Origin of the sequence: Dactylosporangium sp. NPDC000244 (genome assembly GCF_040300725.1) — a bacterium.
GTDB lineage: Bacteria > Actinomycetota > Actinomycetes > Mycobacteriales > Micromonosporaceae > Dactylosporangium.
Map to the genome: position 1 here is coordinate 37,991 of NZ_JBEPEH010000054.1, position 22,045 is coordinate 60,035.

20 protein-coding genes are annotated in these 22,045 nt (G+C 68.3%); 16 read left to right on the plus strand and 4 right to left on the minus strand.

All coding sequences use genetic code 11. From position 1 onward, the window contains the following. Positions 1-49: 49 nt before the first annotated feature. The 8 genes from ABT369_RS50545 (at position 50) to ABT369_RS50580 (ending at position 9,143) form a co-directional block, all read left to right on the plus strand. Entirely contained in the window at positions 50-811 is a 762-nt protein-coding gene (locus tag ABT369_RS50545; RefSeq protein WP_350624564.1) for an SDR family NAD(P)-dependent oxidoreductase, read from the plus strand. A gap of 106 nt (positions 812-917) precedes the next feature. Continuing rightward, positions 918-2,069, plus strand: coding sequence for an acyl-CoA dehydrogenase family protein (locus tag ABT369_RS50550; RefSeq protein WP_350624566.1), 1,152 nt, complete (start codon positions 918-920; stop codon positions 2,067-2,069). Positions 2,070-2,072: 3 nt separating this feature from the next. Continuing rightward, complete coding sequence (locus ABT369_RS50555) at positions 2,073-3,155, plus strand: acyl-CoA dehydrogenase family protein (RefSeq protein ID WP_350624568.1); 1,083 nt, start codon at positions 2,073-2,075, stop codon at positions 3,153-3,155. Positions 3,156-3,305: 150 nt separating this feature from the next. Then, positions 3,306-4,292, plus strand: coding sequence for a zinc-binding dehydrogenase (locus ABT369_RS50560; RefSeq protein ID WP_350624570.1), 987 nt, complete (start codon positions 3,306-3,308; stop codon positions 4,290-4,292). 2 nt (positions 4,293-4,294) lie between these two features. Further along, positions 4,295-5,542: a cytochrome P450 gene (locus tag ABT369_RS50565; protein WP_350624572.1), complete on the plus strand. Its 1,248-nt coding sequence runs from the start codon at positions 4,295-4,297 to the stop codon at positions 5,540-5,542. Between the two features lie 60 nt (positions 5,543-5,602). After that, positions 5,603-6,460 (plus strand): SDR family NAD(P)-dependent oxidoreductase, encoded by an 858-nt coding sequence (locus ABT369_RS50570; protein WP_350624574.1) that lies wholly within the window; start codon positions 5,603-5,605, stop codon positions 6,458-6,460. Continuing rightward, complete coding sequence (locus ABT369_RS50575) at positions 6,457-7,701, plus strand: cytochrome P450 (RefSeq protein ID WP_350624576.1); 1,245 nt, start codon at positions 6,457-6,459, stop codon at positions 7,699-7,701. The genes ABT369_RS50570 and ABT369_RS50575 overlap by 4 nt, the downstream gene beginning before the upstream one ends. A gap of 53 nt (positions 7,702-7,754) precedes the next feature. Further along, positions 7,755-9,143 (plus strand): MFS transporter, encoded by a 1,389-nt coding sequence (locus ABT369_RS50580; RefSeq protein WP_350624656.1) that lies wholly within the window; start codon positions 7,755-7,757, stop codon positions 9,141-9,143. Here the strand turns inward: ABT369_RS50580 and ABT369_RS50585 are convergent. From ABT369_RS50585 to ABT369_RS50595, 3 genes are read right to left on the minus strand one after another with little or no spacing between them, the layout of a single operon-like run. Continuing rightward, entirely contained in the window at positions 9,102-9,878 is a 777-nt protein-coding gene (locus ABT369_RS50585; protein ID WP_350624578.1) for a hypothetical protein, read from the minus strand. The two genes, ABT369_RS50580 and ABT369_RS50585, sit on opposite strands and share 42 nt — an antisense overlap. Continuing rightward, on the minus strand, positions 9,875-11,047 hold the full coding sequence (locus tag ABT369_RS50590) for a CoA transferase (protein ID WP_350624580.1): 1,173 nt from the start codon (positions 11,045-11,047) through the stop codon (positions 9,875-9,877). Before ABT369_RS50590 ends, ABT369_RS50585 begins: the two co-directional genes overlap by 4 nt. Beyond that, on the minus strand, positions 11,044-11,553 hold the full coding sequence (locus tag ABT369_RS50595; protein ID WP_350624582.1) for a VOC family protein: 510 nt from the start codon (positions 11,551-11,553) through the stop codon (positions 11,044-11,046). The genes ABT369_RS50590 and ABT369_RS50595 overlap by 4 nt, the downstream gene beginning before the upstream one ends. Before the next feature lie 181 nt (positions 11,554-11,734). Here ABT369_RS50595 and ABT369_RS50600 point away from each other — a divergent pair, with 181 nt between their 5' ends. From ABT369_RS50600 to ABT369_RS50635, 8 genes are all read left to right on the plus strand, one after another. Next, a complete protein-coding gene (locus ABT369_RS50600; RefSeq protein ID WP_350624584.1) occupies positions 11,735-12,598 on the plus strand; it encodes a branched-chain amino acid ABC transporter permease in 864 nt (287 codons plus the stop codon). Further along, positions 12,595-14,499 carry a branched-chain amino acid ABC transporter ATP-binding protein/permease gene (locus ABT369_RS50605; protein ID WP_350624586.1) on the plus strand — a complete coding sequence of 635 codons (1,905 nt, stop codon included), beginning with the start codon at positions 12,595-12,597 and terminating at the stop codon, positions 14,497-14,499. Before ABT369_RS50600 ends, ABT369_RS50605 begins: the two co-directional genes overlap by 4 nt. Then, on the plus strand, positions 14,496-15,218 hold the full coding sequence (locus ABT369_RS50610; protein ID WP_350624588.1) for an ABC transporter ATP-binding protein: 723 nt from the start codon (positions 14,496-14,498) through the stop codon (positions 15,216-15,218). Before ABT369_RS50605 ends, ABT369_RS50610 begins: the two co-directional genes overlap by 4 nt. Before the next feature lie 360 nt (positions 15,219-15,578). After that, the gene (locus ABT369_RS50615; RefSeq protein WP_350624590.1) at positions 15,579-17,759 is read left to right on the plus strand and encodes an acetate--CoA ligase family protein; all 2,181 of its coding nucleotides are present in this window, start codon (positions 15,579-15,581) and stop codon (positions 17,757-17,759) included. Beyond that, complete coding sequence (locus tag ABT369_RS50620) at positions 17,756-18,994, plus strand: CaiB/BaiF CoA transferase family protein (RefSeq protein WP_350624592.1); 1,239 nt, start codon at positions 17,756-17,758, stop codon at positions 18,992-18,994. Before ABT369_RS50615 ends, ABT369_RS50620 begins: the two co-directional genes overlap by 4 nt. Positions 18,995-19,035: 41 nt before the next feature. After that, complete coding sequence (locus ABT369_RS50625; protein ID WP_350624594.1) at positions 19,036-19,896, plus strand: enoyl-CoA hydratase/isomerase family protein; 861 nt, start codon at positions 19,036-19,038, stop codon at positions 19,894-19,896. Next, positions 19,893-20,624 carry an enoyl-CoA hydratase/isomerase family protein gene (locus tag ABT369_RS50630; protein WP_350624596.1) on the plus strand — a complete coding sequence of 244 codons (732 nt, stop codon included), beginning with the start codon at positions 19,893-19,895 and terminating at the stop codon, positions 20,622-20,624. Before ABT369_RS50625 ends, ABT369_RS50630 begins: the two co-directional genes overlap by 4 nt. Positions 20,625-20,638: 14 nt before the next feature. Continuing rightward, the gene (locus ABT369_RS50635; protein WP_350624598.1) at positions 20,639-21,499 is read left to right on the plus strand and encodes an enoyl-CoA hydratase/isomerase family protein; all 861 of its coding nucleotides are present in this window, start codon (positions 20,639-20,641) and stop codon (positions 21,497-21,499) included. 27 nt (positions 21,500-21,526) lie between these two features. On the opposite strand, the gene ABT369_RS50640 is transcribed toward ABT369_RS50635, so the two are convergent. After that, on the minus strand, positions 21,527-22,009 hold the full coding sequence (locus tag ABT369_RS50640; RefSeq protein ID WP_350624600.1) for a MarR family winged helix-turn-helix transcriptional regulator: 483 nt from the start codon (positions 22,007-22,009) through the stop codon (positions 21,527-21,529). Positions 22,010-22,045 lie beyond the last annotated feature (36 nt).

The window sequence follows — 22,045 nt, forward strand, 5'->3', positions numbered from 1 at the left end:
CGCGTGACCCGCGCACCGGAGTGCTGTTGTAGGGCGGGAGGACGACTACATGCTCAAGGGCAAGATCGCATTCGTCACCGGTGCGGCGTCGGGAATCGGTGCCGCGGTATGCGCGCTCTTTGCCGACAAGGGAGCGCGGGTCGCCGCGATCGACCACTCCGCGGGGGTCAAGGATGAGGCCGACGCAGCGGCGCTCCGCCTGTGCGTCGACGTGGCCGATGCCGACGCTGTTCGCACTGCGTTCGCTGATGTCGAGCGGGAGCTGGGTCCGATCGACATGGTTGTCCACGCCGCCGGCGTGGACGACCCCGCCATCAAGGACCTCGCGTTTCACCAGACCTCGGTTCGGGAGCCAGTGCTGACGCTGCCCGCGGTCAGCGGTGAGCAGTGGCGCCGCATGCAGGCCGTGAACCTGGATGGCACCTTCTTCGTCCTGCAGGCTGCGGCCGAGTTGATGATTCCCCGCCAGGGCGGCGCGATCGTTCTGATCGGGTCTGAGGCCGCCGTTCACGGCCTCGCCGGGCTGCCCCACTACAGCGCGTCCAAGGGTGGGGTGCACGCCCTTATGCGTTCAGCTGCCAAGGAGTTGGCGCCGCAGGGAATCCGCCTGAACGCGATCGCGCCAGGCGTCATCGACACCCCAATGAGCAGGCGCTCGCACGCGATCTTCCAGGGGACTGTGCCGGCGCCACTCGGACGGCTGGGGGAGCCGGTGGAGATCGCCAACGTGGCGCTGTTCCTTGTGAGTGACCTGGCGTCGTACGTAGTGGGAGAGGTGATCAACGTCGATGGCGGCCGGCTCGCCTGTTGAGGTCGGACGCGGTCTCGCGGCGCCGTCCTTGACACGACTCGTCGGCCGTGTCACGGTGAAGGTCATTATTTAGGGACGCTAAGTGATTGCTGAGGCAGCTGTTCCCATGAAGCTGAGGTTGTCACCTGAGGATGCGGCCTTCCGCGCCGAGCTGCGCGAGTTCTTCAACACCCAGGTGCCGCAACACATCCGGGAGACGGTGGCGGCGCGCGAGGAGCTCACCAAGGAGCAGATGGTCGAGTCGATGCGAACGCTCGACGCGGCCGGCATCGCCGTTCCCAACTGGCCTGTCGAATGGGGCGGCAAGGACTGGACTGCGCTCCAGCGGCACATCTGGCACGAGGAGATGCAGCTGGCCTGCGTCCCACCGCCGATCACCTTCAACGCCTCCATGGTCGGCCCGGTCATCGCCGCGTTCGGATCGCAGGCGATCAAGGAGCGTTTCCTCCCGCCCACCCGGAACGCGGACATCTGGTGGTCGCAGGGCTTCTCCGAGCCCGATGCCGGATCGGACCTCGCGAGCCTGCGCACCTCGGCCGTGCGCGACGGCGACCACTATGTCGTCAACGGCCAGAAGATCTGGACCTCCTACGCCCAGTACGGCGACTGGATCTTCACCCTGGTGCGCACCGACCCCGCGGCACCCCGCAGGCAGGCCGGTATCTCCTTCCTCCTTATCGACATGACGACGCCGGGCGTCACTGTCCGGCCGATCCAGCTCATCGACGGCGGGTTCCTCGTCAACGAGGTCTTCTTCGAGGACGTCCGGGTCCCTGTCGACAACCTGGTGGGTCAGGAGAACCACGGGTGGGACTACGCCAAGTTCCTCCTCGGCAACGAACGCGTGGGGATCGCCGGCGTGGGCGGCACCAAACGGCTGCTGGCGAAGGCCAAGGACTGGGCCGGAGAGCGGTTGCGCGAGGACCGGCTCCTCGCGGCAGAGTTCGCCCGGCTGGAGAACGACCTCCTGGCGATCGAGCTGACGTCGATCCGGGTGGCCGCCGACTCCGCTGACGGCAGAGCCCAGCCCGCCTCGTCCGTCCTCAAGCTCGCAGGGTCCGAGCTGCAGCAGGCGGTCACCGAGCTCGTGCTCAACCTCGCGGGCGAGCAGGGGCTCTCCGGCGACCCGGCCGCAGGAGCGCCTGCTTGGACGCGCCCAGCCGCCGCGACCTACCTCCATCTGCGGGCCGCCAGCATTTATGGCGGCTCCAACGAGGTGCAACGACAGATCATCGCCAGCACGATCCTGGGGCTCTAGGACATGGACTTCGACTACACCGACGAGCAGCGCGCGATCCGCGAGGCGGTACGCAGCCTGCTGAGCAAGACCTACGCCACGATCGACGGTCGTCGCCACGCCACGGCCGACGACCCCGGCTTCGACGAGGCCGTGTGGGCCCGGCTCGCCGAGATGGGAGTACTCGGTCTGCCTTTCCCGGAAGCGGCCGGCGGCATCGGCGCCGGGCCTGTCGAGGTCGGGCTGGTGGCGGAGGAGATCGGGCGCGTGCTGGCTCCCGAGCCCTTCGTCGAGGCCGTCGTGCTGTGCGGCGGACTCCTCGCGCGGGCCGGCGCCGACGTCTCCGGGATCGCGGACGGCACTGTGCTGCCGGCGTACGTCGGCGGCCCGGGGGTCACCGCTCGGCGCGCCGGCGGCGCCTGGGTGCTCGACGGCAGCGTCTCGCCGGTGCTCAACGGCGCGCGGGCGGACCTGCTCGTCGTGGTCGCTGACGTCGACGGGACGCCGGCTCTCTTCACGACGAAAGAGGGCGAGCGGACGTCGTTCAGCACCTACGACGGCGGGCGAGCCGCCAGGGTGTCCTTCGACGGGGTGGCCGCGGAGCCCCTCGGCGATCCGGCGGCAGACGCCACCGGCCTGGTCAACTACGCGCGGGCGCTTGCACAGGTGGCGTACGCCCACGAGGCACTCGGTGCCATGGAGCGCGCGCTGGAGATCACCCGCGACTACCTGCGCAGCCGCCACCAGTTCGGGAAGCCGCTGAACGCGTTCCAGAACCTCACGTTCCGCGCCTCCGACATGTACGTCTCACTCGAGCTCGCCCGCAGCACGGTGTTGTGGGCGTCGATGGTGCTCGAGGACGGCGACGAGATCGAAGGCATCGAGGCTGCGTCGCGAGCCAAGCTCCGGGTTGCCGAGTCCGGCCGTCATATCGGCCAGGAGGCGATTCAGCTGCACGGTGGGATCGGCCTGACCATGGAGTACCAGGTCGGCCACTACGCGCTGCGGCTCACCACCATCGAGCACCTGCTGGGCGACCGGCGTCACCACCTCGCACGCCTGGCCGCGACCGTCGGCACCCACGGAGCCGTCGATCCTCTCCGGTAGGGCGATCTTCCACCGCTGTGCTCGTCAGCGGATCTGCCGCCGACGATGAACGCGGCCTTGTCGATCGTGGCGCTCTCGCTGCCCTGCGAAGGAAAGGGTGGCGCATTTGATTAACCATGCTAACTTATTGTGAGATGTAAGGAGGGGTCCATGGCGACGTCGGTCACGACACACGAAGCCCGGCTCACCCACGACGGCGCGGCTCCGATCACCGCCGGCTCGTTCGCGGTGGTCGAACGGGAGCTGCCGAGACCGGCGGACGGCGAGATCATTGTCGATGTCCGGTACGCCTCCCTGGATCCTTCGCAGCGGATCCGCCTCCGGTCGGAGGGTGCCGGCTTCGTCCCGCCCGCGGGCATTGTCGGCACCGTTTCGGAGTCCCGGAGTGACGACTTCGCCGTGGGGGACACCGTGATCGCGCCCGGCGCTTGGGCCACGAAGGTATGCATCCCGGCCACGGTGGCTGAGCGGTATGAGGCGCCGGTGGGTGTCGCACTCCATCACGCCGTCGGTCTGCTCGGACTGACCGGCCTGACAGCCTACTTCGGCGTGACGCGGGTGCTGCGCCCGCGTGCGGGCGAGAAGATCGTCGTGACCGGTGCCTTCGGTGGCGTGGGCCAGGTCGCCGCACAGCTGATCGCCGCGAGTGGCGCCGACGTCCTCGGCGTCGTGGGCGGTCCTGAGAAGGTGGATGGCCTGAAGCGGCGCGGCATCACCGCGGTCGACCACCGTAGCGCGGACTGGCTGGCCGAGATCGATCGCTGGGCGCCGGACGGGCTGCACGCGGTCTTCGACAACGTGTGGGGTGAGGCTTCCGCGCGACTCGTCGAGCGACTGCAACCGCTCGGCCGCGTTGCCCTGTGCGGGCAGATGTCCGGCATCGGTGGGGCCGTGATCGCGCCGTTGCCCCTGGACAACTGGTTCAGGCTGGTGACCCGGTCGCTGACCATCCAGGGTTTCCGGGCCGTCGACTTCGCCTCGGACAACGCTGCCGCGCGCCGTGCGCTCACGGACATGATCGTGTCGGGAACGCTCGACCACGAGATCCACCTGGCGTCCGGCTGGGCGGCCGCGGGACCGGCATTCGCCGACCTGCTCGCCGGTCGGGTCGTCGGCAAGCTCGTAGTAGAGGTGTAGGCGTGAACACTCTGCAGGACGATGTACTCGCGCTGCTGGCCGGAGACGGCCGGAAGCTCGCGGATCCGTATCCGACCTGGAACAGGCTCCGGGAGGAGATCCCGGTCTGGAAACAGGGCGACGTGGTGATTCTGAGCCGGCATGAGCAGGTGCACGAGCTGCTCGGCGACAACAACATTCTCTACAGCCGGCAGGGCGCGAAGACGTCCGCACGTTACGAACGCGCGAAGCGGGAGTTCAGCCCCCACGGCAGTGCCGCCTTCGGTCGCGTTCTCGACCACGAGTTCCATCAACTGGTGCGGATGGACCCGCCGGACCATCCACGAGTCCGGCGGGCGGTCCAGCCGCCGTTCTCGGCGCGCAACCTGGCCCGCGAAATGCAGGACAAGGTGGATGAACGGGTCGAGCGCAATTTGGCCTCACTGGCGGAGGGCGGCGGTGAGGCCGACTTCAAGAAGTTCGCCTATTCCCTGCCTCTGCAGGTCCTCGGTGACCTCTTGGGCATCCCGATCGACGACCTCGACATGGTCCATTCCTGGGCCCAGAAAATCGCCGAGAACAAGTTCAACGCCGACTCCGAGAAGGCGGCGATCGAGGCCGATGAAGCCTATCGACAGCTGATGGCCTACATCGATGTGCTCGTCGCGCGCCAGCAGGCGAGCGGCTCCGAGACCGGCCTGGTCGCCGCGCTGCTGGATTCGGAGAAGAACGGCACGGTCTCCCACGAGGAGGCGATGGCGATGATGGCGTTGATGATCTTCGCCGGCCACGAGACGACCAGCAACCTGCTTGCCATCGGCCTCCTTGAGCTGCTGCGCCACCCGGATCAGTGGGACCGGCTCGTGGCGGAGCCGGAGCGTGTCCCGGCGGCGGTGGAGGAGCTGCTGCGGTTCGTCACGCCGGCGCACTTCCTTCCGTATGTCGCGAAGGAGAGCCGGGAAATCGACGGCGTGCCGGTCGAGGCCGGCGATACCGTCATCGGCGTTCTCGCCGCGGCGAACCGGGATCCTGCGGTCTTCGAGCGCGCAGACGAGCTGGAAATCGAGCGCCCGAACAGTCGCGCGCACGTATCCCTCGGCCTCGGACCGCATTTCTGCTTGGGGGCCGGTCTGGCCCGGATGGAAGCGACAGCGCTCTTTGGCGCCATCGTGCGCAGGTTTCCCAACGCAAGACTGGTCGAAGCCGACCTCCGCTGGGGCGGCCGCTCGCTTCGAACGCCCCTTGCTCTGCCAATCCGGCTCCTGGGCTGAGGACGTGGCTTGACTGTGGCGGAGCACACTCCTATGGTGATATTTTACAATGCTAAATGAATGATCCGGGAGGTTCCGTTGCGATACGTCATCACGGGTGCAGGCAGTGGAATCGGGCGCGCGGTGGCGACCCTGGCGGCGCGAGCAGCCGAGAGCGACGGAGCCGGCCAGGTGCGGCTGGCGCTTCTGGACCGCGACGCGGAGTCCATCGAGTCGGTCGCCTCGCAGCTGCAGGGGATCGGGGCCGAGTGCCTGCCGCAGGTCGTCGACCTGAGCGATCCGGCGGCCGTCCGCAAGGCGGTGGAAGAGGCGGTCTCGGTCTTCGGCGGTCTCGACACCCTCGTGAGCAACGCCGGAATCAGCTCGGCCGACCCGCTCGAGGATCTCAGCCTCGAGACCTATCAGCGGACCTTCGACGTCAACACCCGCGCGACCTTCGTGCTGGCACAGGCGGCCTTCCCGGCGCTGCGTGACTCGCGCGGTTCGATCGTCGCGACGGCATCGATCTCCGCGACCCACCCGACGCCGCCGCTGGGTATGTACAGCGCCAGCAAGGCAGCCCTGAAAGTGATGATTCAGCAGATGGCCGTCGAATGGGGCCGCTACGGCATCCGCGCCAACTGCGTCTCGCCGGGCCCGACGGACACGGGCCTCACGCGCCGGTCGTTCGGCGACCTCGAGGATGCTGCCGCCAGGGCCAACCGACGCTACCGCGAGGCCGTCTCACCGATGCGGAAGATCGGACACGCCGAGGACATCGCCCGGGCCGTGCTCTTCCTCGCCGGCCCGCAGGCCGGGCACATCACCGGCGTCGACCTGCCCGTGGACGGCGGACTCTCGCTGACCGTCATGCCGCTCACCGGGGGTACGTCTGGATACCGACTCGACGAGATCGCACAGGAGGCGACGACTCGATGAGCAACACCGCCGCTCAGACGCTGCCCGGGTTCCTCTCGCCCGAGGTCGCTGCCGACCCCGATGCGTTTTACCGCCGGCTTCGGGCCGAGGACCCAGTCCACTGGGACGACGGCTACCAGGGCTACCTGATCGCCAAGCACTCGGACGTCGGGTTCGCCTACCGAAACCCGTTGTTCTCCACCCAGAACTACGAAGTCAGCCTGCAACCCGTGTTCGGGCGGTCGATGCTGCAGATGGACGGCGCGGAACACAGCCGCAAGCGGGCTCTGGTGACGCCGTACTTCCGTGGCAAGGGACTGGAGAAGTGGGCGCCCGTCATCGCGCGCAACGTGGCGACGATCCTGGACCGCTCCGTCGCATCGGCATCCGAACACATCACGCGCGGCTTCAAGCCGGGCAACACGGTCGACCTGCTGGCCGATTTCGGCTACTACCTGCCGGTCTACGTGATCACCGACATGCTCGGGCTGCCGCACAGTGACTATGACAAGTTCTTCAACTGGTACAGCCGTCATGTCGCATTCCTCGGCAACATCGCCCGCGACCCGGAGATCGACGAAAGTGGTCGTCAAGCGACCGAGGAGCTGTGGGACTATCTCGCCCCGGTGGTCGAAGACCGACGCTCGAACCTCGGCGACGACCTCATCTCCGGCCTGATCACTGCCGAGATCGACGGCGAGCGCCTCGAGGACGCCGAGATCCTCACGCACATCACGCAGCTGCTCAACGCCGGCTCGGAGACCACCGGCAAGGCGCTGGCCAGCATGTTCGCCTACCTCCTGGGCGAGCGTGGACTGTTCGAGGAGGTGCGGGACGACCGCTCGCAGGTCATCCCGGCCATCAGTGAGACGCTCCGAATCAGTCCGCCGTCGCAGATGAACGGTCGCAAGATCACCCAGGAGGTCGAGATCCATGGGATGCGCCTTCCCGCCGGCACTCTGGTGATGCTGCTCATGGCCTCGGCGAACCGTGACGAGGATCGGTTCGCCGACCCGGACACGTTCAACTACCACCGGACCGACCTCGCCCACGAGAAGACCTTCACGGCGGCCGGTGACACGTTCGCCTTCGGCTCCGGGCGGCACTTCTGCCTCGGCGCGATGCTGGCCAAGTCCGAACTCGAGATGGCGTCGAACGTGCTCCTGGACCGGTTCCCGGACATGCGGCTGGCGGACGGGTTCGAGCCCAAGTGGTCGGGGCTGAAGATGCGGTCGGTCGACAGCCTGAAGGTGACGCTCTGAGCGATCGGTCGTTGCGGCCAGGAGTGCGCGGGCGGGCATTATCGGCGCTCCTGGTGTGCACCGCACTCGTGTCGGCAGCGGTGGTCACCCTCGGCGCCCCGTTGGTTCCGCAGGTGCAAGAGACCTTCGGCGTCGGTACCGAGGCATCCCAGTGGTCGTACACGATCACCCTGCTCGTAGGTGCCACGCTGACGCCCCTGCTCGGCCGGCTGGCGGACGGGCGCCGCCGCCGACCGGCGATGCTGGTGGTCTGCGCACTGGTCACGCTCGGATGTGCGGTCTCCGCCTTCGGGACACGCTTCGGGATCTTCCTCGCCGGCCGGGCGCTGCAAGGCATCGCGGTGGCACTGGTCGCAATGACCATCGCCTGTGCCCGGGACCTGGTCACCGGTACGGCGACCGTGCGGCTGGTGGCGCTGCTGTCCATCACCACCGCGCTCGGTGCCGGGGCGGCCTACCCGGTCACGACCTTCACGGCGGACCACTTCGGCCTGCGCGCGGCCTACGCCGGTGCCGCGGTACTTGCGCTGCTCGTCACGCTGGCCGTCGCCGCCGGGTTGCCGGCGACGGTACCGGTGGACCGCGGCTCTCAGCTGGATGTGCGCGGCGCGGTTGTCCTGATCGCCGCCACGGCATCCGCACTGCTCGCGATCAGCCAGGGCAACTCCTGGGGCTGGACCAGTGCCAGCGTGCTGGTCCTCGGAGCGCTCGCCCTCGTCCTGCTGCTCTTGTGGATCCGGCTCGAGCTCCGGGTGGCCCACCCGCTGGTGGAGCTGCGTCTGTTCACTCGGCGCAACGTGCTCGCGGCGCATCTCACGGGCCTGCTGATGGGGGTGAGCCTGTACAACACGCCGGTGCTCATCACGCGCATCGGCCTCGCGCCCACGAGTACGCAGTTCGGGGTGGGGCTCACGCTGAGCGCGATCGGCGTGGTGATGATCCCGATCGCCATCTGCAACTACCTGAGCAGCCGTACCGCGACAACGGTGGCGCGACTATGGGGCCGACGGGTCGCACTTGCGTCCGGGGGTGTCGTCGGAGCCTTGGGACCTCTGGTGCTGATCAAGGTCGACGGGCACCTCTCGCTGCTGGTGGCATCGGTGGTGCTGACGTCCTCTGGGGCAGGGGCGACGTTCGGGATTCTGCCGGGACTCGTCGTCGACTCGGTCGAGCCGGGCGAGACGGGCAGTGCCACGAGCGTCAACATCCTCCTGCGAGCAGTCGGCGGGGCCGTCGGCAGTGCTGTCACCGCCGCGCTGATCGGAGCGGCCGCGGGCCCGGCCGGCGAGGCAACCATGACCGGGCTGACCTGGGCCGCCTTGGCCTGTGCCGCCACCTGCGCGGCCTCGGTGGTGGTCAGCTGCTGCGTGCCGAGTCGTCGCGTCCGCAGCGATCAGCGGCTAGCGGCCGTCGAACCAGTCCCACTCCCAGGGACGGATTGACAGCATCGGGGTGCTCAACAGGACGTGCTCGGCATCGCCGGGCACGCTGGCCCGCCCGATCCAGCCGGGCTGTTCGTCCTCGATGCGGGCGCTGGTCTCCAGCACGTCGCCGTCGAGGTAGAGGATGCGAACGATCAGGTCGCTCTCGCCGCCCGTGGCTGGTGACCCGAACCCACCTGCACCCTCCGCGAACCGGTACGTCGCCGCACCCGCAACGCCGGGAATCGCAAGGATCGCCGGGACCAGGTCGCGGTCGAAGGCCGCGAAGTAGGCGGCGCCGGCGGGCACCGAGGGTGCGGCAGCCCGCGACAGCGTGAGGTGGACGCCCCGATGCGGCCGGTGCGGTATGGCAGCCGGGGCGACGAGGACGCGTGCGGCCGAATATTCCTCGACGGGGTGGAAGAAGCCCACCGGGCGCCGCTCGGTCCAGGCCAGCTCCGGGCGTCGCCCCCACCACAGCGCCCGCTGGTTGAGGTCGGTCCAGGCCTGCAGCGCCGGCTCCAGCGGGGCCCGGAAGCCGTAGGCGATGGCGTACTGGACCGGCGCGAAGGCGGTGTCGCCGACATGGCCGGCCGCCGCGCAGCCGGGTGTGCGGACCCATCGGTCCCCCCAGGCGACGCCGGGAAGGAGCTCGTTCTCCGGCAGATGGTCGAGCTGGTGCCATGCGTTGTACTCACCGTGCCGGGACATGTCGCTCAGGTACGTGAAGCTGAGGAAGAGTCGCTCCGTGCTCATGCCGTCCCGTCCTTGATCTGCAGCCACTCGCGGACGACCGCGTCGTTGTCGGCGCCCAGCCGGGGCGCTGGAGCGGGTGTGCCCTGCCCCCATCCGGGCGATCGAGTGACGGGACCCGGAACCGGGAAGGAACCGACGCCCGGCTGGTCGACTTGATGGAAGAGGTCGTTGGCGGTCACGATCGGGTCGCTCACGAACTCGGCGATCGTGCGATAGTCGCCCCAGAGCACGTGGCCGGCGTCAAGCGCGGCGACAACCTCGGCGTGGGTGTGGGCGGAGAACCATGGCGCGAGGATCGCCGAGATGAGGTCGCGGTGCTCGAATCGTGCCGCCTCCTCGCCGAAGTCCACATGGAGCGTCGTCTGCAGGTTCTGGAGAACGTCGTACGTCCCGGTCAGCTGGACCAGCTTGTCCCAGTGGCGAGCCGTGAGTGCGACGACCATGACTCGCCGGCCGTCACCGGTCGCGAAGTCGCACCCGTAGCTGCCATAGAGATAGTTGCCGTCGCGGAGCCGTCCCGCTCCGTTCACCACCGCGTCGGCGACGAAGCCGAGGTGGGCCATGGTCGCGGCGGCGACGTCTGCGAGGTTGACCTCGACGAGCCGGCCGCGGCCTGTGGAGACGCGTTCTGCGTGCGCCGCCAGGAGCGCCAAGGCAACGTGCAAGCCGGTGAGAAGGTCCCACGCGGGCAGCACGTGGTTGACCGGGAGCGCTGAGTCCACCGGCCCGGTCAACCACGGCAGGCCCACCTCCGAGTTGATCGTGTAGTCGACGGCCGGGCGCCCGTCGCCGCGGCCGGCGATGTGGGCGACGATGACGTCGGGTCGGACCTGCTTGAGCCTCTCGTAACTGAGCCACTCCTGCCCGACGGCATTGGTGACCAGCAGACCGTGGCCGCTCCCGGGCGCCGCCAGGAGCGAACGCACCAGGTCCCGTCCTGACTCCGACCTCAGATCGGCCTCGACGGAACGTTTGCCCTTGTTCAGGCCGGCCCAGTACAGGCTCGTCCCGTCGACGCTTCGCGGGAGGCGCCGCGTGTCGGTCGCACCGCCGAGGGGATCCACGCGCACGACGTCCGCCCCGAGTTGGGCCAGCGCCAGCGTCGCCGAAGGCCCGGCGACGTACGTCGACAGGTCGAGGACGTGAAGGCCGGACAGCGGTCCGCTCATGCGAACGGCGAGGCGTAGGCGATACCCTTCGCGGCCGCCGCCTCAGCGATCCAGCCGTCGATCTGGTTGGCCACCTCGTGCGAGACGAGCTCGATCCACATTCCGGGTGACTCCGGGTTGTAGTGGAACGTGGCGCGGCCGATCCCGCCGTCCTCGGCGACGCCGTTCAGCTCGCGCCGGTAGCCCTTGGCCTCGAGCATCGCCGCGGCAGCGCGCAGGTCATCGGTGTAGTAGCCGAGGTGGTGGACCCTCCGACCACCCGTCACGTTGAGGTAGGGAGCCGGGTTGATCTGCTCGAGCAGCTCGATGAAGTGCGGGCCCTGCAGCGAGTAGGTAAACCGGACCTCACGCCCGACGATGCCGTCGGGGCATTCGAGCGGCACGGTGGAGCTCAGCGGCGGCGCCCAGTCCAGGCGCAGGGCGTCGCCCATGGCGGCCATCGCGTTGTCGAGGCTGTCCACGATGATGCCGGTGTGGTAGAGCCGAAGCAGCGGCTCGGTGGTCATAGCAAGGCCCCTCTCTGTGGTTCGGTGACGAACATTACACCATGCTAAGTAACCGTGCGAGGGTCGACGCCAACTGACGCGGAGGGCCTTGACAGAAGGCGTCGTGTGACCTCAGTCTCATACAAGTTAGCGATGTGAAGGATTCTGTACGGGTCAACTCCTGAGGCAACGAGGAGAGCGCATGATCTCGCTGGTCGTGACCAGCTTGTCGCAGGCGGCGGTGCTGATTCCGCTAGTCCTGGCGGTCAGTCTGGTGTTCCGCGTGAGCGGAGTCGTCAACTTCGGCGCGGGGAGCTTCTGCGTCTTCGCCGGCACTGCGTGTGCGTCTTGGGGGGCGAGCAACGGCGCCGTCGGCGTCGTCCTCACGATCGCGGCCGGCGGCGTCCTGGGCGCTCTGTGCTACGCGATCGCGATCGTGCCTGCGCAGCGTAAGGGAGTGCCGGTCATCGGCCTCACCCTGGCAACGCTCGGCTTCGGCCTGCTCCTCAACTTCTTGACCCGGACATGGTTCGGCGGTAAGCCCTCGATCGTGCAGCCCTGGATCCGTGGGTCCGTCTCGATCGGCAGCTACGAGACCTCGAAGCAGCGGCTGCTGGTCATCGGCTTGTCGATCCTGCTCCTTCTGGTGATGTGGTTCCTGTTCGACAGGACGCTGATCGGGCACAACCTCGCGGCCGTCTCGTTCGACCACGAACTGGCGCAGGTCTACGGCGTCCGCACGATGCGGTTCGAGCTGCTCGCGTGGGTCGTTTCGGGCGCCTGCCTGGTCATCGGAGGCATCTTCCAGGCGTCTATCGCCAGTGTCTCGGTGGACGTGGCACCGACCCTTCTCGTCCTCAGCCTCGTCGGTGCCGTGATCGGCGGGCTCGGAAGCCTCTTCGGCGCGGTGGGCGGTGCCGTCGTGGCCGGCTTCGTGATGACGCTGACCGACCAGCACATTGCTGCCGGCTACCACCTGACCTCACTCCTCGTGATCCTGTCCCTGGTGCTGCTCGTGCGGCCGACGGGACTGTTCACCTTCCGCGGAACGGCAGAGCGCGTATGAGCATCATCGGACTGGACAAGGCCACTGGGCGCAAGGCGGGCGGCGCCTCTCACAAGGCCGGCGGACTGAGCCAGGCACTGACTTCGGCGTGGGTCAAGCATGTCGCCGGGCCGCTGGTCCTGGTGATCATCGGGCTCATCGCCAGTGGCAACGACTACTTCGTCCACCTTGCGACCGCTGCCGTTATCGCCTACATCCTCACGGCCGCGTTCAACATCGTGTATGGCTACGCGGGCATCTTCAACCTCTCGATTGTCATCACCTACGGCCTCGGTGCGTTCACCAGCGTCTACCTCGAGGTCCAGTTCGGGATGCCCTTCTGGCCGGCGCTGGCGATCTCGATCGCGGTCACCACCGCACTGTCCGTCCTGGTGGCGGTTCCGACGAGGGGCCTCAACGAACTGTTCCTCGCCATCCAGACGCTGGCGTTCGCGCTTGCGCTCGCCGAGGTCACGGCGAACTGGGAGAAGTTCAGTGGCGGCACGATCGGCATCTACGCGATCCCGTTGCCGACGTTGTTCGGCTACGAGCTCACCGGAGGCTATCTGTCGTACTACTGGCTGGCCGCCTTCTTCGCGTGGCTGACGTACGAGCTCGTGCTGCGCATCCACCGCTCAGCGATGCGGCGCAAGCTGACCGCGCTGCGCGAGGGCCCGCGCGTTCTCGCCGCGGTGGGTGTCTCACCCGACTCGACCCGGCTCGTTGCGTTTGCGCTCTCAGGTGCGCTCGCCGGGCTGGCCGGCGTCCTCTTCGCCCACTTCCAGCTGGTGATCGACCTCGAAACCTTCAGCTTCACCCGCCTGGTCGCGCTGTTGCTCGCCGCGATCCTCGGCGGCGCCGGCTATCTCCTCGGTCCCGTCTTCGGCGTCATCGCCATCCTGTTGATGGACGAGCTCTCGCTTGCCACCAGCCAAGCCCAGGACCTGGTCTACGGCGTGGGCATTCTGGTGCTCGTCGTCCTCACCCGCGGTGGCATCGCCGGCTGGCTGGACAACTTCATGAAGTGGATTGCCCGGCGACGGCGACCGGACTCGTCCGAGTCCACCGGTGAGCTCGAGCTGGATGATCCAGGTGGAGGTGGCGACGTCCTCACCGAGACCATGACACGCAACCTCGCCGAGTCGGTCAAGGCCGTACATCGGGACTTGCGCGTAGAGGTGCGTGGCATGTCGGTCGCCTTCGGCGGCAACACGGCGGTCAACGACGTCTCGATCTCCTTCGCAACCGGTGAGGTCGTCGGGCTCATCGGCCCGAACGGCGCCGGCAAGACGACCCTGCTGAACGCGATCACCGGGGACGTCCGGGCGACCGGCTCGATCCGTCTCGGTGACGAAGAGATTCTCGGTACGCCTCCGCAGAAGCTCGTCCAGTCGGGAATCGGCCGGACGTTCCAGAGCCCGAAGATCATCCCCGAGCTGACACTGCTGGAGAACGTCATGCTCGCCGGGGACGGCATCGGCAAGGTCGGGTGGTTCCGGCAGTCGTTGCTGAGTCCGGCCGCTCGAAAGCAGGCGGTCGCCGGCCGCGACCGGGCGATGACGTTGCTCGCCGACCTCGCCCTCGCCGACCGCGCCCACAGCCTTGCCGGAGACCAGCCGTACGGCGTGCTCCGTCTGGTGGAGATCGCGCGCAACCTGATGCTCGACCCCGCATTCCTACTGCTCGATGAGCCTGGTGCCGGTCTGACCGAGTTCGAGCGCGAGGAAGTCGCCGCGACCGTTCGGGCGCTCGGTGCCCGCGATCTCGGCGTGGTCCTGGTCGACCACAACCTGCCGCTCATCACCGGCGCCTGTGATCGCATCTACGTCCTGGACCACGGCCAGGTCATCGCCGAAGGCCCGCCCAACGAGGTCTTCGGGCAGCAAGAGGTCATCTCCGCCTACCTGGGGGTCCCCGGATGAGCGCGCCGCTTCTCGACGTACGCAACCTGACGGTCGGCTACGGCGACCATCAGCCCGTCCTGCACGACGTTTCCTTCGCGCTCAACGAGGGCGAGCTGCTCGGCCTGGTCGGGATGAACGGCGCCGGGAAGACGACCCTGATGCGGGCCCTCAGCGGCGGGCTCAAGCCGCGGTCGGGAGAGGTCTCGTTCCGCGGCACCCGGATGAACGGGTCGTCGACCGCCGCCAGCGTGCGCAAGGGGATCGTGATCCTGCCGGAGGGGCACCGGGTGCTTCGCCCGCTCACGGTCGAGGAGAACCTGCAGATCTCCGCGATGCGGCTGAGCCGGCGCGCCGTGCGACGCCAGATCGCCGAAGTGCAGGACCTGGTGTACGGGCTTTTCCCGATCCTTGCCGAGCGACGCACCCAGCTAGCCGGTCTGCTGTCCGGGGGAGAGCAGCAGATGCTCTCCTTGGCCCGCGCCATCATCCAGCGGCCCAAGCTTCTGCTGCTCGACGAGCCGTCGCTGGGTCTCGCACCCGTCGTGGTCGAGAAGATCTACTCATCGCTGCGGTCGCTCCAGGCTGCGGGCATCTCCATGCTGGTTGTCGAGCAGAACAGCGATCGGGTGGCCAGCGCCTGCGAGCGGATGATCGTCCTTCGCGACGGCCGGATCGCCGCCACGGGAACGCCGTCCTCACTTGAGGGCGCCGAGCTCCATGCCGCCTACTTCGGATAGCGGCTGACGCCCCCTCTCGGCTCGTCCCTTGGCGATGGCCTCGGCCACAAGGCCGAGCGTCGATGCTTCCTGCCCGACGTGTTCAACCCCGCGTGCGAAGACTTGGTCGCCTGCGCGGGACCGGCATGGCCGGCTGCGGATGCTGCAGGAGAGGTCCCTGGCTGCGCCCTGCGGGCAGGTTCGTTGCCCGCGACCGCGGGATCAAGATGCGTTCCCCGGCCGAGTTCCGCGCCGTCCTCTGACAGGACGCGGCGGACGGGGCGTCGGCCGAAATCGAGTCCAGTACTTGCCTGACCTCACGAGATATAGAATACTTCACGATGCTAAACAACTTGCCTGACGCTCGAGGAGTTACGCCTCATGCTCACCGTTGACTACGCAGCACGACGCTCGGTTGTCGAGCCGGGCCGGCTGCGCCGCTTCTTCGGCGCTCGCAGCATCGCGGTTGTGGGTGCATCGCCGAGCTCCAGCTGGGCCCGGAATCTCCTCAACGCGATCGAGCTGGGTGGTGGCGTGAAGGACGTGCGCTTCGTCCACCCCAAGTACGAGGAGATCTTCGGGCAGCCGACCGTCCCGACCCTGCGCGACCTCGACGAGCCCGTCGACATGGCCTACATCATGGTGGGCCCGAACCGCGTCGATCCGATCATCGAGGACGCCGCCGCCGCCGGCATCAAGAACGCCGTCGTCCTCGCGTCCGGCTACGGGGAGACCGGAGCCGACGGACGTGATCGGCAGCGCCGGCTGGCGCAGCGCGCGGTCGAGCTCGACCTGACCGTCATGGGCCCGAACACCATCGGGTTCATCAACGCCGTGGATGGCGTGGCGCCTTGGGCCGTTGCCACGCAGTCCGCACCCGTGCCGGGCCCGGTCGGCGCCGTGTTCGAGAGCGGCTCGATGGCGCGGGCGACGTACCAGTTCGCGCAGGCGCACGGCGTGGGGTCGACCCTGTGGGCGTCAGTCGGCAACTCGGCCGTGCTGACCAGTCTCGACGTTCTGGACTACCTGATCGGGGACGAGAACACGCGCGCCATCGCGCTGTTCCTTGAGACCGTGCGCGAGCCGGACCGCCTCTTCGAGCTTGGCGCGAAGGCACTGCGGGCCGGCAAGCCGATCGTCGTCTACAAGGCCGGCCGCAGCGAAGAAGGCATGCGCTCGGCCATGGCCCACACCGGCGCGATGGCCACCAACGACGCCGTCGTGGACGCGGCGCTCCGGCAGGCCGGCATGGTCCGCGTCGAGAGCGTCGAGGAGCTGGTCGCAACCGCCGGGGTGTTCGGCTACAGCCCGCGCCTGCCGGAAGGTCGCCGCATGGGCGTCGTGACCTCCTCTGGCGGTGGTTGCAACATCATTGCCGACCTCGCCTCGCTCAACAGCCTCGCGCTGCCGGACTGGCAGGAGGACACCCGGTCCAAGCTCGCCGTGCACCTGCCCGAGTTCGCCTCGATCCTCAACCCGCTCGACACCACCGGCTTCGGCCACGCGCGAGCCAGACCGCGTCCGACCAAAGCTGAGGACGACCTGATGGAGATCGCTGTCGACGACGCCGGCATTGACTTCATGTTCTCGATGATGACGCCACTGCCGGACGAGCGCCCGGAGGACCCGACGTTCATCGAGAGCCGGATGAAGATCATCGGCGAGATCGTGGCCGCGGCACCGGTGCCGGTCTTCCTCTCTTCGAACACCTGCCTCGACGTCTCGCCGTATGCCCAGTCACTGCTCTCCGCGAACAACCTCTTCCTGCTGCCCGGCGTCGAGCTCGCGGTCACCTCGCTCGGCCATGTGGTGCGGTGGGTCGAGCAACGCAACTCGCTGCTGGTGAGCACGACCGAAGAACTGCCCTCCGCCGCCGTCGCCGACGGCCCGAAGGCCCGGACCTGGGCCGAGGACGAGGGACGTGCCCTGCTGGAGGCCACCGGCGTCCCGATCGTCCCGGCCTACCTGGTGAGATCCGCGGCCGAGGCCGCCGACGCGGCGGTGAAGCTCGGCGGCGCCGTGGCGATGAAGATCTGCTCGCGGGCAATCGCGCACAAGTCCGACGTCGGCGGAGTCGTCCTGGGCGTCGAAGGCGCCGATGCCGCGGCGACGACGTACGACTCGATCATGGCAACGGTGGCGCGCAACGTTCCCGACGCCGACCTGCGCGGCGTGCTCGTCTCGCCGATGCGGGCGCCCGGCCAGGAGTTGCTGGTCGGGATCACCCAGGATCCGACCTTCGGGCCGGTGCTGGCCGTGGGCCTCGGAGGCATCTGGGTGGAGGTTCTGAAGGACACCAGCCTGCGGGTGCTGCCGGTCAGCGCCCGCGAGGTGCGGCGGATGCTCGAGGAGCTCAAGGGCGCTGAACTGCTGCGCGGCGCCCGCGGAACTCAGCCGGCCGACCTCGACGCGCTGAGCGGGGCCATCGTGGCGATCAGCCGGGCCGCCCTGTCCGTCGGGCCGGATCTGGACACCCTGGAAATCAACCCGCTGCGCATCACGGGGAGCCGCGTGGAGGCGCTTGACGTGCTCGTTACGACCACCGTGGGGGAGGACGCATGAGCGACCCCGAAGTTCGGCCCGGCGCGCTCGACGGAGTCAAGGTTCTCGACCTGACGCGCTTCCTGCAGGGTCCGTATGCGACCCGCATTCTCGCCGACCTCGGCGCAGAGGTCATCAAGGTTGAACGGCCGGGAGGTGAGTGGGACCGGCGGCTCCGCCAGGCACCTGACGGGTACGCGGGCTTCTTCACGGGCCTCAACCGCGGCAAGAAGTCGATCGCCGTCGACATCACGCACCCGGAGGGTCGCGACATCGTGAAAGCCCTCGCCCGGGAGTGCGATGTCGTCGTGGAGAACTTCCGGCTCGGCGTGATGGAGAAGCTGGGCCTGGGCTACGACACCCTGCGCGAGGAAAACCCGCAGCTCATCTATGCCGCCGCGTCGGGGTACGGCCCACTAGGCCCGCGCAGCAACGAGCCCATGTTCGACATGGTCGCCCAGGCCGTCTCGGGCCTGTCGGACTTCGTGCGTACCCCGGACGGGGCACCGCGACTGGCCAGTCGCGGAATGGCCGACTCGGCCGGCGCGGTCTTCCTGGCCATGGGCATCCTGACCGCCCTGCTCGCCAAGGAGAGGACCGGACGTGGCCAGCGAGTCGACGGCTCGCTCGTCGGATCCTGCCTGGCCATGCACACGGCCGAGGTCACCATCGCGCTGCACGGCGACGAAGTGAAGCGGACCCAGGGCCGAGTGACGTCGACCTCGGGCGCCTTCCGCTGCAAGGACGACCGCTGGGTCGTCATCGGCGCCACGGATCAGAAGGTGTGGAACGGGCTGACCACGGCCCTCGACCGGCTCGACCTGCGCGACGACCCGCGATTCGCCAAGAGCCGGATCCGTGAGCAGCATCGCGACATCCTCGAGCCCATCCTCGAGGCGACCTTCCTGACCGCAGACCGGGACACGTGGGTCGAACGGATGCGGGACAACGGCGTACCCGTAGCCCCGGTCAACACGTTCGTCGAGGCCGCCCGCGATCCTGACGTCCTGGCGAACGGCTTCGTCGTCGAGCAACCGGACGCGACATGGGGGACGATCCGCACGGTCGGCAGCCCGTTCCTGCTCAGCGGGACCCCCGCACGAGTCGGCGGCTGGACCCCGGAGCTCGGCGCCGATACCACCGGTGTGCTCAAGGACCTCGGTATTTCCCCCGATCGAATCGATGGACTGGTGGCCCAGGGTGTGGTCGAGCAGGCCCAGGTCGCGCACGTAGCGGAAGAGGTGGGCAAGGCGTGAGGTACGGAACTCCAGAGAGCATCGCGGCCGCGGCCGGGCAGGTGCTGTACGAAGTCGATGCAGCCTCCGGCATCGCTTACCTGACACTCAACCGCCCCGAGAAGCACAATGCCATGAGCGTCCCGATGCGGGACCGCATCATCGACCTGATGGCCCAGGCCGGTGGTGACCCGCAGGTGCGCGTCGTCGTGATCCGCGGCAACGGCAAGTCGTTCTGCAGCGGCAACGAGATCAACGAGCAGTGGGGCCAGAAACGACCGCACGAGCGGCGTCGCACGCTGACGGTCGGGTACCGGTACGGCGCGGACATGGCGTGGGGCCGGCTCGGATTCAGCCAGGCGATCTCGCGCTCGCCGAAGGTTACTGTCGCACAGCTGCACGGCTACTGCGCAGCGGCCGCCTACTTCATGATTGCCTGCAAGGTCGACGTCGTGACGGCCGCCGAGGACACGCGGATCGGCGCACTCGAGGCTCGGTTCCTGGGCCCGGCCGGCGCGGTCGCCAGCGTGCACATCAACCGGATCCTGGGCATGAAGGCGGCCCGGCGCACCGGGTTCACCGCGATGCCGTTGAGCGGGACCGAGGCGCACCGTCTTGGTCTTGTCGACACGGTCGCGCCGGCAGCCGGGCTCGCCGAGACCACCCATGCGATCGCGGCCGACCTCGCGGCCCGTCCACCCGGCCACCTGCTCTACCTGAAGTCGAGGCTTCGCGCCGCGGAGGGCGCGATGGACACCAGCGTTCCCTCGATCACCGGGCTGCTGGTGTCGCACTTCCTGCAACCGGGTCCGGACGAGATGGACTTCTGGAAGACCGCGAAGGAGGTCGGCGTCGGTGGTGCGCTCGACGCTGACAAGAAGCGAAAGGGCGCGGCGGACCCCCGCGCGGGGGTGAAGGCATGAGCCCGGTCGACCTTCGTGTAACCGGCGGCCGCGCGTACGTCGAAGTGGACAGCTTCGCCCCGCTGACGTCACACGATCCTGCGTTCGCAGACGACCTTGCAGCGGCCGTCATCGAGGCGTCGGACCATGATCACGTCAAGGCGATCGTGCTGCGTGCCACGGGACCAGACTTCGCGCCGGCGGTGCCGACCGGGTTCCCGTCGGCGGCCGAGGCGCCCACCACGTGGCACCAGGCCTTCGCTGCGTCGACCGCGGTGTACCAGGCGACCTGCTTTGCCAAGAAGGTCGTGGTCGCCGAGGTGCACGGTGCGTGTCACGGAGCGGGCAGCGCGCTCCTGCTCTGCACCGACCTCGCCGTGGCGAGCGAGGACGCCGAGTTCGGCTCACCGTTCCTGGATGTACCCGAGTCGAACTTCGTCCTCGCGGCACTCACGATCCGGCTCAATCGAGCCAAGTCGTGGCTGCTCCGGGGAACCACCTACGACGCCGCCACCGCCGGGCGGATCGGGCTTGTCAATCGGGTTGTCCCGGCGCCGCAGCTCCAGACCGAGGTGGAGCGGATGACCGCCGCAGTTCTCGGTATGCCGTTGGACGGCGTGACGATGTCGAAGATGCTGCAACAGGCCGTCTACGACGCACACGGGGTGGGGCGGGAGTTCGATCTGGCCGACCACTACGCGATCCACCGCACGGCGGTCGGGTCCGGTCACACGGAGCAGGATGCATGAGCGGAGGAGGATGCATGAGCGAGGGCACGGTCGAGCTCAGCAAGGACCACGAAAGCCACATCGCCACCGTCACCATCCGGCGGTCCCCGGCGGGCAACCTCATGACCCGTGCCATGGCTTCGCAGTTCGCGGCCCATCTCGCGAACGTCGACGAGGACGACGACGTGAAGGTGGTGCTGATTCGTGGTGAAGGCGACGACCTGTGTGCCGGCTGGGATCCCGCCGACGCCTGGAGCCAGTACGTCGAGGCACCCGGCGGAGCGGTCCGCAAGCACCCGAGCCAACGGGCGCGGCTGATCGCCCTGGACGACGCGTGGTGGGGCAGCTCGGGTCTGTACCAAAGGCTGCTGCACTGCCGGAAGGTGACCATCGTCGAGGCTCGTGGTCGTTGCTGGGATACCGGGCTCTACTTGGTGCTGTGCGCGGATCTGGTGGTCGCCGGCGAGGACGCGACCTTCGGCTCTCCCCGGTGGCACAACGTCGGGGTGGACGGCGACATGTCGTTGCTGTTCGCCACTGTCGGCCTCAAGCGCGCCAAGGAGCTCATGTACTGCAACGTCGCCTGGTCGGCCCCGACGGCCCTCGACTACGGCCTGGTCGATCGCGTCGATGAGGCGGCCCCGCGCGGGGCGTCGGAACTGGCCGCCACGTGCGCGTCGATCATGCGCGACGGCATTGTCACGGAGAAGTACGCGGTCTTCGCCTCGCTGGAGAAGCTTGGTATCGGGCTCTCGTTCGCGGCGACCACGGTCGTCGGCGCCTCGCTGAGCAACATTCACTTCCAGCCGGACGAGTTCAACTTTCTGCGTCAGGTGCGTGGTGAGGGCCCAGAGGGGGCCTTGGGACGTTCGCGCAAGGACCTCGAGATCCGCTGATCGCCACTTCGAACCCCGCGTTTGCCCTCAGGGCTGGCGCGGGAGCTCGGGATCGCACAGCCGCTCAAGCGCAGGCAGTGCGGCGAGCAGGCTGTGCAGCTCCGTGTCGTTGAGTCGTCCGAGGTGCTCCTGGAGCCAGAGCTCGCGGCTCTTCAGCGCCTTCTCGCGCTCCTCGAGGCCGCTGGGCGTCAGCTCGATCAGGGCGGCACGGCGGTCGGCGGGATCCGCGGTGCGTGAGACGTAGCCAAGCTCGATCAGGCGGTTGAGCGATCGGGTCACCGACGGCGGGGAGACCCCCTCCGATGCTGCGAGCTCGCCGGCGGAGACAGGCTGGCTGCGCCCGATGTTGAAGAGCAGTGAGATGAGGGCGTAGCTCAGGCCTTCGTCGTTCTGCTGCCGCAGGACGCGTCCGAGGCGGCCAAGCGTCATCCGCAGGCGGGTCAGGTCCTCGCGCCGGATGGCGTGCTTGTGCCTGACGCCGCCGGCAGAGTCGCTGGTGGTCGTGGTCATCCTTACCCCGATCTGGGCCTTCACCCGGTTAATTTC